The organism is Anabaena sp. FACHB-83 (assembly GCF_014697485.1).
Classification (GTDB): domain Bacteria; phylum Cyanobacteriota; class Cyanobacteriia; order Cyanobacteriales; family Nostocaceae; genus Nostoc_B.
The window spans coordinates 269,320-282,597 of record NZ_JACJRY010000006.1 but is presented as its reverse complement, the minus strand read 5'-3'; the positions used below and the strand labels follow the sequence as shown (position 1 = coordinate 282,597).

The window sequence follows — 13,278 nt, the reverse complement described above, 5'->3', positions numbered from 1 at the left end:
TATGGCTGCGTCTCATATTTCCGACCCAATTATTGCAGGTTTAGATATGCCTTGGAGCGATGACAAGCGAAGATTGTTAATGCAGGGCGAAATTTTGGTAGAAGCGCGATCGCATACGGCGTGGGGCGGTGCAGTTACTGCATGGATGTATTTACCGATGATGCGATCGCACGTATGGCAGCAACTCACTGACTACCCTCGTTGGGTGCAATATTTTCCTGATATCACCAGAAGCGAAGTTATGCACAGAGGTGAAGCAAAACGCCTGTACCAAGCAGCACAAAAAGCCTTTTTATTTTTCACAGCCCAAGTCGAAATTTATCTCAGCGTTGCGGAAGTCATTGGACAACAAATTCACTTCCGTATGGAAAAAGGCACTTTTGAAGACTTTAGCGCCTGCGTAGATTTAAAAGATTTTGGTAACGGCACTTTGCTGGCTTATAATGTCCAAGCCACACCCAATATTCCCATCCCTTCAATTTTTATTCAGCAAGCTATGAACTTTGAACTACCTGCAAATATGCGGAAAATGCGTCAGGTTATGTGTAAGCAGTAATCGCAATATTGACAACAGAATTAATTTAGGCTTCTGCATATAGCCCAGACCATATAAACGTCTGGGCTATATTTTTTATCAGTAGAATTTATTGCATAATAGCAAGCCTTAATTATTTTACAACAGAGACAGGGAATAGAGGTGTGTGAGTCATTGGAGATGAGTATATATGCTTTCTCTGTATTTCTCACATAGATTCATATATCTGATAATCCTTACGCTGCAAGACTTTAATCAATTTTCTGGATATACCTCAGCCAAGACAATTGTAAAGAAATATTAAAGAGTCAGAAGTTTTGCGTAAATACAAAGTTTAAGCCTGTGGAATAATTAGCGGACAAAAAAACATTCCTCAGTCTGCAATCCCACTCTAATTTTGTGATTTTGCCATTTATAAATCTGGCAATAATCATCACAAGCTTAGAGAAATAAACTAAATCACATGGAGAATTAATTATGCCATTAGTTTCAACTTTTGAATTACTTGTTAACCCCATTGCTCCTACAGATAATTTAGGTAATTTACCACCCGATGTTGTTCAAAAGCTAGGAAAAGTTGCTCGTAGAGTTGTGCAAGGTTACTTTTTAACTATTGCTAATACTACTGATGCACCTGCACGCTTGAGACTAGAATTTACAGCGACGACACCTGAATTAAATCTAGTAGATACAGTCACAATCCGTGATGTTTTAGGAAATAATGATTTTTCTGAATTAATTCCAGTTCCAGGTAATCCTAAACGCTTTACTTTTAATGTTGGTATTCCTGCGAATGATACCGCACTAGTTACTTTACTACCTGATCTGCAAAATGTAGACCTGTTTACAGGAGCTAAAAATTTAGAGATTCGTGGGTATGTGAGCATCTCTAGAGCGACAATCGGTGGGCCATCTTATGAACTGCTAGTAACTCCAGAACATCGCGGAACTTTCCTACCCAAAAATATCGATGATTCTGTTCCTGACTTTGATCAAATTGCCTACGCTCTGCCTACAGCAAGCGGTGGTAGCTTAGTCAGATTACCATCTCTAGTGCGTCCGCCTGTTGTGACATCTCAACCCGGCGAACCTAATGGGGTAGACGATAGCCAAGAAGTAATCAGCTTAATGGCTCAACGCCTGGAAGAGTTGGAACAACGCCTCGCAAATGTTTAGTTTTTGTAACATAAAATAACCTGAACTGAACAAATTTGATGTGTTTTAGATAACTAGAGTCACCGTAATTCACAAAATAACCCCACAAATTTCTGTGGGGTTTTTATTTTAGGACTTACGCATAAAAACGAAAAATCAAGGGTTTTGGCAAGGGTGTAGGGAAGGGTGTATGTATCTAAAACCCTTATGTCACACACCCTTACACCCAATCTCCACAGATAATCTTTGTGCGTAAGTTATAGGCTAAACAATCCCAAACACAGAACCGACAGTCGATTTAATCGAATCCCTAGCATCTTTCAAAGTCTGAGTAATGGGATGCTTCGATTGTAAAAATACCCGCGCACAATTGCGTCCTGGCATTCCCGAAATTGAACCACCGGGATGAGTACCCGCGCCAGTTAAGAATAAATTGTCAATGGGGGTTTTATAGTTGGCGATTTCTGGTAGAGGGCGGAAAAATACCATCTGATCTAAAGTCATATCGACGTGATAGTAGTTTCCTTTGTATGCGCCTAATCTTTCTCCTAACTCTGCGGGACTTTCTACCCGTCGGGCAATAGTCGCTGTTTTGACATTAGGTGCGTAAGTAGCTAACTTATCAACTACCTTGTCAGCAACTTGATTTTTCAATTCATCAGTCCAACCAGTACCTTTTAAGCCTGTACCTTCTGCACCTGCAATTTGATAGGGGGCGAAAAATTCAATCCAAACAGTATGTTTTCCTGGTGGTGCTAAGGTGGGGTCAAGGTAACTGGGCATCACTACATACATTGATGGATCAGAGTCTGGGATTTCGCCCAAGGTACACTTACTGTGAGCCTGTTCCACATGCGCCACAGAATCAGCAATTAAAATAGAACCCACAAGATACTCATCTTTGTGCGCGTGGAAAGGAAAACGCAGAGGTTCATCTAAAGCCAAATCGATTTTGAGGATGGTTTCGTTATTGTTAACAATGCGGCGTTCTAATCTTTCCCACAAATCAGGATCGGCTGAGTCAATATCGCTTTTATCGGTCATTTGCAAAAACAACCGCTTGGCATCAATATTAGAAATTACACCATATTTCGCTCGATATTCTGTACCACCAGCAACGCGTACACCAGCAGCTTTACCATCATCAATCAACACTTTTTCTACGTGCTGATCTGTGAGAATTGTGCCACCTTTACTAGTAACTAAATTCACCAAAGCTTTGACTAATGCACCAGTGCCACCACGCGGTCTAGCCATACCAGGATCATGACGCATTGCCATCATAATTGCACCAATACCAAGGGTTTTTTGTGATGGGGGCGCACCTAATTCTGATGCTAATCTGGCTAGTGGCGCTTTTAAAAATTCCGAATCAAACCACTCATTGAGTAAATCCTCCGCACTGGTTAGCATTGTGCGAATAAAATCCAGTGTTTTATTTGGTGAACCAATCACTGAGAATAAATCTTTGAGTTTTGTAATGTCGTAGTTACCAACAATATCTATAATTGACTTAGGTGGTGCATTAAACATGGGAATCATTGCGCCTAATGCCCGTTGCCAATAGTCAGTGAACTCGGCATATTTCTTAGCATCACGTTCACTATAACGAGCAATTTCTGTACAAGTTTTTTCTAAAGATTTATGTGCTAAGAAATATTTGCCATCGGGATGGGGACAGAAAACCACTGGGTCACATTCTAAATATTCTAAGCCATATTTTTTCAGTTCTAATTCTTCAACTACTGGCCCCAAGTGAATAAATTCATGGTCAATTGCACACAAATTAAATTTAAATCCTGGTGCTTCTTTGGGTAAACATTCTTCAGTTGTTGCGGCACCACCAGGAACAGAACGTTTTTCTAAAAGTAGGACACTATAGCCAGCTTTGAGCAAATATGCTGCACAAACTAGTCCGTTATGTCCTGCACCGATAATCACAACATCATATTCTTGCATATTTATAGTTTATAATAGAGTGGCTTGTTAATCTTACAAAGACTCAAAAAAAATTACAAGATTAAGTAGATTTAGTTAAATCAACTAATACTATAATGATTTTCCTAATTAGTCATTTCTGAGATAGAAGCTGGGATATGCTGCATTTGAGTTTCAACTAAGAGTATTAAATGCTGCTGCTTGACATCCAGATTGATAATTTTAAATTTTGTCCCTTCCCAGGTAAAATATTGCAGATTAAGTAGTTCTTTGACTTTCTGTATGATTGCTAAAACTAATTCAAAAGTTATCCCTTCACCCTGATGGCAATTAAAACTTTCTAAAATGATAGGATTAGTGTAAGTTTTGGGTTGGAATTGGGCAGTAAAACCAAGCGGGCGATTTTTACCTTTTTCTGTAATGCCTATTAATCCTTGGCATTGAATTTTATTATTACCAGGGAAAGCTAATTGTATATTTTGCATTTCCAACCTGACATTTTCACCCTCAACATTTAATTCATAATTTTTTTGCGAATTCTGTACAAATTCGGAATTTAAGGCTTGATTAATATCTGATTCTGTCATGATAATGCGAGCGATCGCATTTACTGGCGCATTTAATTCAATCTGTCCAAAAATCGCGCTTACAGGATTGACGGCAATTTTATCTGTTTGCAGTTTGATGTCTTGAACCCGGATATTTTCTTTAAAAACCAATCCTTTGGCACTCAAAGAAACACCATCCGCTTGTCCTTGAACTATCTTGAACAAATCAGTCTGCACATCGACATCAATTTGTTCAGCTTCATCCAGTTGGTTGGATAACTGGCGTTCGGCTTCCTGGGAGATGAATTTTTCTTCCAACCTGCGTTCTTCTGGCATGGATTTTTATCTCATAGCGTCCCATAATGCTTACTTTAGACCTTACATACCCAAAAAAGGATCTACAGGATGGTATATACAGATGGTTAGAAGGGAAAAGGTGACAGGTGACAGGTAAATTCTGATACTGAATGAAAGGTATTGGGAAGATGAGATGAAATTAATACCAATTCTGCATGAAGATGCACTGAATTAAAGAACGAACCACAAAGGGCGCAAAGAACACAAAGAAAGAAGAGATATGAAGATTAAATGCAGACTCACATAGAATTGGTATAAGAAAGCAAATATTAACTCCACTAAGGGAATTGCATGAAAATAAAGTACCAGTAAACCGAGTTTCGACTCCGCTCAACTCTCGATCTTTGAGGGTTGAGCGAAGCGATGCACTGAGCTTGTCGTTCGCGTAGCGTCTCCGGTAGGAGAAGTGTCGAAACCTGGCTGGTTGGGACACTATTAACCCGCAGATCCCTAAGCGAAAAATATAGGGTTTCTATTTGATTTTTGAATAAATATGGGCGGGTTGAAAAAAATCATCATTAGTAAGTGATGATTTTTGTGAGGTCTTCTCTACATCTTGCTTTACTGTTACCTATCACCTCTCACCTGTCCTATATAAGTTTTTCTCTAACAATCATTTAAACTGCTTATCCTTTGGTTGTAAAAATGCAATAAACTGTTACAGCCCTGAAGATGTAAAATTTTTGTTAAATTCCACGGGCATCTACAGTTTCCCTTCATTGTTATAAGGTACTCAGCATGACAGCAATTACACCAAAGGCAGCTTCCGCGCTTCCTGATTTTTGTGAAGGAATTCAATATTTTGGCGAAGCGTTACCAGATTTTGCCACTTATGGTGCTACACCTGCGATAGATTCAGATAAAGTAGCGATCGCATCTCCTTCAGATACCACAGCCGTATATCAAACTTTACTTGCTGCTGATGCCTTGCGTTACCTGACATTGCAAATCACTGGGAGTAAAGCATCAGGACACCCAGGCGGGTTTGCCAGCCAAGCGGAAGCGTATGCAGCGTTAGTCATGCTGGGCTACAAAAATATTATTACCGAAGTGGGACACCACGCCCCTGGATTTTATAGTGCCATGTTTTTGGATCGCTCTTTAGAAGACATGGGCATTTTTACAGTACAACAATTGCGCGATCGCTTCCGCGAAAAACACGGACTTTTAGGACACCTTTCCGGTTACATCCCCGGTATTCTCGCACCCGCCGGGCCTTTGGGACAAGGGCAACACTTTGCAATGGCGGCTGCACTCCTCCACCGTGACCAACTTTTCCCCTTCACCCTCGGCGACGGTGGACTAGGTGAACCCTACATCATGAGTTCAATGGCACACTTCAACACCGCCTATCCCAGCGTTACCAACTTCTTACCCGTGCTGGTGTGGAACGGTTACAGCCAAGAACATCACAGTATGGTTTCCCTCAAAACCAATGATGAGATGAAAGCCTACTGGCAAGGTAACGGTTTTGCAGAAGTCATTCTCGTTGATGCCAAAGAATTTGACGACCAAAATCAACCAGGCGACTACGTTGATAGTACCGCCTTTTCCTTCCAGCAACGCCTCGCCTTTACCCAAGCCGTATTAGTCGCCGTTGATAAAGCCGCCCGTTCTGCCCTCAGTGGTAAACTCACCGTATTTATTATCAAACAACTCAAAGGCGCAGGTGTTCACGCCAGAGGTGCAAAATCGCACAACTTATATCCCAAAGACACCCTAGATGCACCGCACATTATCAGCGCATTGCAAACACGCGCCTTATCACAAGAAGCTTGGCAAACAGTTAGAACTAACGCCGAACGCGCTGGTGGTGGCCCGGCTGCGAAAACTGTAGTGACAGAATTTGAATTACCATTGGCAGATTTAGGTGAATTGCCATTAGAAGAATATGCAGTTGGTGGCGAACCCAAAGTTTCCACAACCGCAATGGGACGGTTAGTTGGTATCGTCGGACAAAAGGATAAAAATTTCCTCGTTACCAACGCCGACGGTAACGAAGCATCAGGAATTGGCAACATCAACCAAGCATTAAAAATTATTCACCCCACAACTGACGACTTATATAACCAAGCACCAAACGGTCAAGTTTATGAACCATTAAGTGAAGATGCTTGTGCAGGTTTAGCTGTTGGTTTATCACTCATAGGTGCGAGAACTTTGTGGTGTTCTTACGAATCTTTTGCCATCAATGGTTTACCAATTTGGCAAACAGTCATCCAAGCAATGGCAGAATTACGCCGTCAAACACCCTCAACAATTACTCTATTCACAGCAGGCGCATTAGAACAAGGACGTAACGGTTGGACTCACCAACGTCCCGAAATTGAAGCTTACTTTGCATCAATGATGCGAAATGGAAATGTCTTCCCCTTATTCCCACCTGATGCTAATAGTATCCAAGCTTGTTATGACTGGGCATTGACAACAAAAAATAAAGGAATTGTCATCACTGCCAGTAAGTCACCCTTGCCAATTCATACAACATTAAAACAGACCCAGCAAGGCTTAGAAGATGGTGCAATAGTATTACATGAAATTGCTGGCGGAAAGCAAGTTGTCTTTGCAGTTATCGGTGATATGACATTAATTCCTGTATTTGAAGCCGCCGCTTTCTTAGAAACAGAAGGTATTGGGGTGAAGATAGTTTCTGTTATTAATCCTCGGCGTTTATATCGTCCTAGTGATGTGGCTTGGGATACTTGTTCTGAAGCCGATGGTGGTTTTATTGATGATGTAAAATTTACTGAATTATTTGGCGGTGATGCGTTAATTGGTGTAACTGGTGGTGCTGCGGCAATGCTAGAACCAATTATGTTGAGAAGTAACAGCAAGCGTGATACTTTTGCCTGGAAACGTGGCGAAACTACAGCTAGTGCTGGTGAGTTGATGGCGTTTAATGGTTTGACTGCTGAAGCGTTGACGAAGCGGGCTATTGAGTTAGTACATTAAGCTGAGTTTTAGTTTAATCTTATATCCTCATCTAAGTGTTATCTTGGATGAGGTTTACTATTATTAGCCTTTTAATAATCAAAAAAACTTAATGATTAATTTTCAAAATTTAAACAGACAAAAGCTTTTCTGCCCACCTATGTACGGTGAATTTATTACTAATGGACAAGGACGTTCATACTCTATTGGTAAAACTATTGGACAAGGGTACTTTGGCTGTGTTTATGAATGTACAGATGAATGGGGAAATGAACTTGTCGCTAAGATAATTGTTCCTAAAAATCGTACTTATGAGCAAGTTAGACAAGAGTGGATAGAAGAGTTAAATAAGTTAGAGTATCTTCGCCATCCCAATATTACTTATATCTATGATGCCTTTGAGTATCAAGATACTTTCTACCTAATTATTGAACGTTGTTATTGTACACTCAAAGATTTGCTTGTGCTGCCTGATGACCAAAGAGAAAGACTTTTGCCGTGTATTGCAAGAGATTTACTACAAGGAATTGATTTTATTCATAGTTGTGGCTACGTTCATAAAGATATTCATCATGGCAATGTATTTGTTTCATTGATAAACAATCCTATGCTACCAAATCAAGATCCAGTTCTAAAATTCAAGATTGGTGATTTAGGAATAAGCAGGCTAGAAAATGACATTAATACTTTTAATACAATACTTGCTAACTGGATGCTACCTCCAGAATTTCTTAACCCAACAATATATGGACAAATTGGAAGAAAAGTAGATATATATCATACAGGATTATTACTATTAAGCTTACTTGTTGGATATGTTACTGAATTCACTCAGGAGGAAATTTTAAATGGCACACCACGCCAAATGGCAGAGAAAATTCCTTCACCTTATAGTTATGCAATAGCAAAAGCATTACGCAGACACGTTGCTCATAGAACTGAAACAGCGTTAGATTTTTGGCGTGAAATATTAGAAGCCAGTAAGAGTTATGAGTAGTTGGGGTGGAGACGCAAGCTTGCATCTTCGCAGAAAAACAAATTAATATTTGCGCCGTAATCCAACACCAAATAACCTTGATTTCCAGCTAATAGATTTTTGTTATGAGCATTGATATCATTTGTTGGGTTACACTTCGTTCCACCCAATCTACATGGGAGTGTTTTTTATCTGAAAAAAGAGGAAGTGATGCTGTGAATTGCATAATTTATAATGGAATTATAGCTATACTCATCAATTTAGGATTTAAAGTTATTCATAATGCTGCAAATCATCAAAGCAACCTGTACCAACGGTGAACTTGTTTTAAGCGAAAAACTCAGTTCTGAATTAGAAGGTAAAACCCTACAAATTATGATTATTGAACCCAGTGAGCCTAATCAAGATCATCAAGTATCAAAAATTCAGCAATTTCTAGCACGAGTTAATAACTACTCTTTCCAACTCCCCGCAGATTATAAATTTAATCGAGACGAAATTTATGAAAGATAAAATTTTTCTCGATACTAACCTCTGGATTTATCTCTATGCTAAAAATCCGCCTGAAAAATCCCAACAAGTTGCAGAAATCATTAAACATAATTATTCATCTTTGCTAGTTAGCACTCAAGTATTAGGTTAATTATTTCATGTTTTAACTAGAAAAAATTCACATCTACAACAGATGCCACCACTATTATATCAGATATAGTTAATACCTTTCCAATTCTGGCAATTAACACAACAGAGGTTATACAAGCATTAGAAATCAACAATAAATATAGCTACTCTTATTGGGATAGTTTGATTATATCTACAGCTTTATTAAGTGAATGTTTCATCATTTACTCAGAAGATATGCAACATAATCAGTTAATAGAAAATAAATTAAGAATCATAAATCCATTTGTTTGAGATTTTTATATGACATTGGTATACATAATTACGGTAGGCAATAAAGATAAAGAAATTTTACAAAAATTACTGCCAAAAAATCTGACTCAAGATATTCAATTTATAGCGGGTGAAAGCTCTTATGGTGCGCGTTCTTTAGCTAGTTCATTGCTTGCGACTCGAAACACACCTGTTGCTCTTGTCTTAGATGCAGATACAGATAACGAATCTCAAATATGGGAAAGACATGATTTAATTAACTATGCACTAAATCAAGCATCACCAGGGATTCCCTATCAAATCTTTTTTGCAGTTCCCGAAATAGAAATTGTATTTTTACAAGATAAATCATTAATTGAAAAAATAGCACAACGCAAATTTAATGATTTAGAATGGCAATTAGCCCAAAGTAAACCTAAAGAGTTTTTAGAGATAGTATTTGGAAAAGGTGAACAAATAAATGCAAAAATATTTGACAACATCACAAATACAGAAATAAAAATATTACAACGACATCCATTAATAGAATCAATAATGGCTTTTATCGCATCTCTGCTTCCATCTTCTGTAGTAATTAATTAATCACCCGTTTTGAACAAAAAATATTCTGGAAAACCCAGATTTATGTGTTGGGTTTCACTTCGTTTCACCCAACCTACAGTGGAGTATTTTTTATCTGGAAAAAGAGGAAGTGATGCTTTGACTTTTACTAGAGGACGTGAAGCAGCATTTTGATGAAATTTGCAATTCGTGATTCTTCGACTTTGCTCAATCCCGCCTCGGAATCAATTCCGAGTCTCATAGCGCAAGTCCTCTCAAGAGGACTCAAGAATAAATTTATTCCAGTCCACTGAAGTGGACTTTGGCTATTAGCCTGGAACTTTAGTTCTCGGCGGGAATGGCTTCAATATAAAAATCATCGCAAAAGCTGTTTCGGCGACAGTAATGATTGCCTTTACGAATCTACACCAAAAAAGCGATCGCGGGAGTTTTCCGAAATTTGTGACTTTCACTCCTAAAATGCGATCGCATTACATCCAAATCTTACTCATTTAATATAATCCCTTCACCCACTGCCATTCTTGTGTTAACCCCTCCCGCAGCGACACTTGTGGCTGATACCCTAAAATTTTCTGCGCTTGGGATATATCCGCCGCCGTGTGGCGTGCATCTCCCATTGCTTTTTCTATGTAGTTTTTCTTAATTGGTTGACCAACAATTTCCGCCATTGTATCTAACACTTCAGTTAACACAACTCGGCTACCACCACCAATATTAAAAATTTTCCCTACAGCTTCTGCTGCACTCGCCGCCGCCAAATTTGCCGCCACAACATCACTCACAAATGTAAAGTCCCGTGTTTGCTGTCCATCCCCATAAATCGGAATTGCTTCATTTTGCAAAATAGCCTTGAAAAACTTATGAAATGCCATATCTGGGCGTTGTCTCGGCCCATAAACTGTAAAATAGCGCAATGCCACAATCGGCACATTAAAATTCTTCTGATATAGTCCACACAACCTTTCTGCGGCTAACTTGGTAATGCCATAAGGCGAAACCGGATGGGGACAGATACTTTCGTGGGTGGGTAAAGTTTCCGCATCACCGTAAACGCTAGATGTAGAAGCAAAAACTAATCTTTTCAGATGTTTTGCATCCTTAGCTGCTTCTAATAAAACTTGTGTCGAATTGATATTCCGTTCAGTATAAGCACGGAAACCATCACCCCAACTCGCCCTAACTCCGGCTTGGGCTGCTTGATGATAAATAATTTCTACATCTTGGAGTAAATTTTGCCAATCTAAAAACTGAATATTTCCTTCAATTAATTTAAAGTTAGACCAGCAGTTTAAAAGAGCAATGTTCTTACGTTTTAATATCGGATCGTAGTAATCATTAAACTCATCAATCCCAATTACTTCTTCTCCTTGTTTTAGCAGTACTTCTGCAACATGAGAACCAATAAAACCTGCTGCTCCCGTCACAATAATTTTAGCCATGTTCCCTCTTTAACCGTTTTTTGATATTTCCCTGATTGCAATATTCACAGGTTAATACTTATCTTGTATAAACGTCATCATTTAGCAGTAATGTTTAAATTAATCATGGAAATATCGCAGAATTACTTAGGTATATTTATTGAGATTTTCTGATAAAAATTTAATTTTCAACTTTGATTGGTGAAAATCAAGAAGCTCAGATCCCCGATTTCTTGAAGAAATCGGGGATCTTTTGGTTCACGAATGATTTAGGACTGCTATATGCCATATTTTTTTCAATATTTCTTGTGCGCCTGCACCCAACCTACTAGCCTCTAACCCCCAGCCTCTAGACTCTCAACCCAGGACTTGCATCAGTACCTAAATTAGTGAAAAATTGATCCGCGAGTAGTTTTAGTACAGCATGGTGGCAATCTGGCTACCACTGTCAATGGTGCAAGAGTTAAAAATTGACTTTTGACTGCCTAGACTGTTCTCGTGTCACAAGGCACGCAAGAGGAAATCAGTGAAAGTTTTAGTTGTAGGTAACGGCGGGCGTGAACATGCTCTAGCATGGAAATTATTGCAATCCCCGCAAGTTGAGCAAGTCGTCTGTGTGCCGGGAAATGGCGGTACAGCTAATCTGGCAGGTTGTCAGAATTTGCCCTTGGCTGTAGATGATTTTGCGGGAATTAGCCAATACGCCTTAGCAAATCATATTTCTTTGGTAGTAGTGGGGCCAGAAGTTCCACTGGCGAAGGGAATTACAGACTATTTGCAAGCTCAGGGACTAATGGTATTTGGCCCTGTTAGAGCAGGGGCGCAAATTGAAGCCAGTAAGGCTTGGGCAAAAGCACTGATGCAAGAAGCTGGTATTCCTACAGCTAAGGCTGCGGTATTTACGGAAGCAACAGCAGCTAAATCATATATCAAAGCTCAAGGTGCGCCGATAGTTGTGAAAGCTGACGGATTGGCGGCAGGGAAGGGTGTAATAGTTGCTACTAACATAGAACAAGCTGAGAGTGCCATTGATGCGATTTTTCAAGGGCAGTTTGGCAGTGCGGGTGAGTTTGTTGTGATTGAAGAGTGTTTATTTGGGCAAGAAGTATCAGTGTTGGCTTTGACCGATGGGTTAACCATTCGTCCCCTACTGCCAGCACAAGACCATAAGCGAGTCGGTGAAGGTGATACAGGTGACAACACTGGCGGGATGGGTGCATACTGTCCAGCGCCCATTGCCACAGCAGAGTTAATGGCTAGGGTGCAAACAGATGTTTTAGAAAAAGCGATCGCCACTCTCCGCAGCAAAGGCATAGACTACAGGGGTGTACTTTATGCCGGGTTGATGATTACACCAGAAGGCGACTTTAAAGTGTTGGAATTTAACTGTCGCTTTGGTGATCCCGAAACTCAGGTAATTTTGCCATTGTTAGCCACACCCTTATTAGATTTAATTCTGGCTTGTGTCGAACAGCGTTTAGGCGAAGTCCCCATTGCTTGGCACAGTGGCGCAGCCGCTACCGTCGTGGCAGCTTCTGGTGGTTATCCAGGAGATTATCAAAAAGGCAAAGTCATTACAGGCATTGACGCAGCCGAAACCGCTACAGTCACCGTATTTCATGCCGGGACAAAATTGAACGACCAACAGCAAGTAGTAACTGATGGGGGAAGGGTATTAAATGTCACAGGCACAGGGGAAAACTTTCAACAAGCGATCGCCCAAGCTTACACAGGTCTGAAATCTATCCAGTTTGAAGGAATATATTATAGGAGAGACATTGGTTATAGAGTGCTGAATCAAGTATGAAGTGTGAAGTGTGAAGTATGAAATTTATTTTGCCTTAGCCTACGGTAACGGCATTGCTAACCAACCTTCAGACTTCAGACTTCTCTCTACCCCATTAGTCAAATTAACTGTTAATTTTTTAGTTGTTGGGGTTTATTCCAAAAACTACTAACAACTTG

General features: G+C 39.8%; 12 protein-coding genes. 9 read left to right on the top strand and 3 right to left on the bottom strand.

The annotated features are described in order from the left end of the window. The first annotated feature begins 1 nt into the window (after position 1). Together H6G79_RS10400 and H6G79_RS10395 are read left to right on the top strand one after the other, a co-directional pair. Positions 2 to 556: an SRPBCC family protein gene (locus H6G79_RS10400; protein WP_190589012.1), complete on the top strand. Its 555-nt coding sequence runs from the start codon at positions 2 to 4 to the stop codon at positions 554 to 556. A gap of 456 nt (positions 557 to 1,012) precedes the next feature. After that, a complete protein-coding gene (locus H6G79_RS10395; RefSeq protein WP_190589013.1) occupies positions 1,013 to 1,711 on the top strand; it encodes a hypothetical protein in 699 nt (232 codons plus the stop codon). A gap of 243 nt (positions 1,712 to 1,954) precedes the next feature. Here the strand turns inward: H6G79_RS10395 and crtO are convergent, their stop codons facing one another. Next, positions 1,955 to 3,649, bottom strand: coding sequence for a beta-carotene ketolase CrtO (crtO, locus tag H6G79_RS10390; protein WP_190589015.1), 1,695 nt, complete (start codon positions 3,647 to 3,649; stop codon positions 1,955 to 1,957). Positions 3,650 to 3,753: 104 nt separating this feature from the next. Next, the gene (locus tag H6G79_RS10385; RefSeq protein ID WP_190589017.1) at positions 3,754 to 4,512 is read right to left on the bottom strand and encodes a DUF2993 domain-containing protein; all 759 of its coding nucleotides are present in this window, start codon (positions 4,510 to 4,512) and stop codon (positions 3,754 to 3,756) included. A gap of 759 nt (positions 4,513 to 5,271) precedes the next feature. Here H6G79_RS10385 and H6G79_RS10380 point away from each other — a divergent pair. The 5 genes from H6G79_RS10380 to H6G79_RS10360 all read left to right on the top strand — a co-directional run bounded on the left by H6G79_RS10380 (position 5,272) and on the right by H6G79_RS10360 (position 9,916). After that, positions 5,272 to 7,485 carry a phosphoketolase gene (locus H6G79_RS10380; RefSeq protein ID WP_190589019.1) on the top strand — a complete coding sequence of 738 codons (2,214 nt, stop codon included), beginning with the start codon at positions 5,272 to 5,274 and terminating at the stop codon, positions 7,483 to 7,485. A gap of 91 nt (positions 7,486 to 7,576) precedes the next feature. Further along, the gene (locus tag H6G79_RS10375) at positions 7,577 to 8,461 is read left to right on the top strand and encodes a protein kinase family protein (protein WP_190589021.1); all 885 of its coding nucleotides are present in this window, start codon (positions 7,577 to 7,579) and stop codon (positions 8,459 to 8,461) included. Positions 8,462 to 8,722: 261 nt separating this feature from the next. Beyond that, complete coding sequence (locus H6G79_RS10370) at positions 8,723 to 8,953, top strand: hypothetical protein (protein ID WP_190589023.1); 231 nt, start codon at positions 8,723 to 8,725, stop codon at positions 8,951 to 8,953. Further along, on the top strand, positions 8,943 to 9,083 hold the full coding sequence (locus H6G79_RS10365) for a hypothetical protein (RefSeq protein WP_190589026.1): 141 nt from the start codon (positions 8,943 to 8,945) through the stop codon (positions 9,081 to 9,083). The genes H6G79_RS10370 and H6G79_RS10365 overlap by 11 nt, the downstream gene beginning before the upstream one ends. A gap of 281 nt (positions 9,084 to 9,364) precedes the next feature. Further along, a complete protein-coding gene (locus tag H6G79_RS10360; protein ID WP_190589027.1) occupies positions 9,365 to 9,916 on the top strand; it encodes a hypothetical protein in 552 nt (183 codons plus the stop codon). A 470-nt stretch (positions 9,917 to 10,386) separates the two neighbouring features. Here the strand turns inward: H6G79_RS10360 and H6G79_RS10355 are convergent, their stop codons facing one another. Continuing rightward, the gene (locus tag H6G79_RS10355) at positions 10,387 to 11,334 is read right to left on the bottom strand and encodes an NAD-dependent epimerase/dehydratase family protein (RefSeq protein WP_190589029.1); all 948 of its coding nucleotides are present in this window, start codon (positions 11,332 to 11,334) and stop codon (positions 10,387 to 10,389) included. Between the two features lie 505 nt (positions 11,335 to 11,839). Between H6G79_RS10355 and purD the strand changes: the two genes are divergently transcribed. Both purD and H6G79_RS10345 read left to right on the top strand, forming a co-directional pair. After that, entirely contained in the window at positions 11,840 to 13,120 is a 1,281-nt protein-coding gene (gene purD, locus H6G79_RS10350; protein ID WP_190589031.1) for a phosphoribosylamine--glycine ligase, read from the top strand. 10 nt (positions 13,121 to 13,130) lie between these two features. Beyond that, positions 13,131 to 13,271, top strand: coding sequence for a hypothetical protein (locus H6G79_RS10345; RefSeq protein ID WP_190672794.1), 141 nt, complete (start codon positions 13,131 to 13,133; stop codon positions 13,269 to 13,271). Positions 13,272 to 13,278 lie beyond the last annotated feature (7 nt).

What these genes read in the sequence shown, in the direction of transcription:
- H6G79_RS10370 (WP_190589023.1), top strand. Translation starts at nt 8,723, where the DNA reads ATGCTGCAAATCATCAAAGCAACCTGTACCAACGGTGAACTTGTTTTA.
- H6G79_RS10400 (WP_190589012.1), top strand. Translation starts at nt 2, where the DNA reads ATGGCTGCGTCTCATATTTCCGACCCAATTATTGCAGGTTTAGATATG.
- crtO (WP_190589015.1), bottom strand. Translation starts at nt 3,649, where the DNA reads ATGCAAGAATATGATGTTGTGATTATCGGTGCAGGACATAACGGACTA.
- H6G79_RS10355 (WP_190589029.1), bottom strand. Translation starts at nt 11,334, where the DNA reads ATGGCTAAAATTATTGTGACGGGAGCAGCAGGTTTTATTGGTTCTCAT.
- H6G79_RS10385 (WP_190589017.1), bottom strand. Translation starts at nt 4,512, where the DNA reads ATGCCAGAAGAACGCAGGTTGGAAGAAAAATTCATCTCCCAGGAAGCC.
- H6G79_RS10360 (WP_190589027.1), top strand. Translation starts at nt 9,365, where the DNA reads ATGACATTGGTATACATAATTACGGTAGGCAATAAAGATAAAGAAATT.
- H6G79_RS10395 (WP_190589013.1), top strand. Translation starts at nt 1,013, where the DNA reads ATGCCATTAGTTTCAACTTTTGAATTACTTGTTAACCCCATTGCTCCT.
- H6G79_RS10380 (WP_190589019.1), top strand. Translation starts at nt 5,272, where the DNA reads ATGACAGCAATTACACCAAAGGCAGCTTCCGCGCTTCCTGATTTTTGT.
- H6G79_RS10375 (WP_190589021.1), top strand. Translation starts at nt 7,577, where the DNA reads ATGATTAATTTTCAAAATTTAAACAGACAAAAGCTTTTCTGCCCACCT.
- H6G79_RS10365 (WP_190589026.1), top strand. Translation starts at nt 8,943, where the DNA reads ATGAAAGATAAAATTTTTCTCGATACTAACCTCTGGATTTATCTCTAT.